1 pseudogene is annotated in these 353 nt (G+C 60.6%); it reads left to right on the forward strand.

The features are described 5' to 3' along the window. Nucleotides 1-353, forward strand: a pseudogene (locus H6B10_RS15735) (YfhO family protein); the annotation flags it as partial.

Here is a 353-nt window from a genome sequence, read left to right on the forward strand (position 1 = left end):
CGTTCTATGCCCTCAATTCCAGCTACTATGCCCGGTGGTATTATATGCCGGTGCTGGTCTTGTGCGGTGCAACCGCTTATACGCTGGAACGGCCCCACCTGGCTGAACGCCAGATTCCCCGTGCCTGGCGTCTGGTGGCGCTGGTGACCCTCAGTGCCGCTGCTTTTGCACTGGTCCCCAATACCGATGAGGAAGGCAATTTCCAGCTGGGCGTGGTGGATTTGCAGCCCCGTTTCTGGGGTATCTTTGCGGTCAGCGTGTTGGGCGTGCTGCTGTTCTGGGCGCTGTGGCGGCTTTGCCGTAATCACCGCAACTGGGGCCAGACGCTGCTGGCCGGTATTCTGGCGTTCAGC

The organism is Gemmiger formicilis (assembly GCF_016901605.1).
GTDB lineage: Bacteria > Bacillota > Clostridia > Oscillospirales > Ruminococcaceae > Gemmiger > Gemmiger formicilis_B.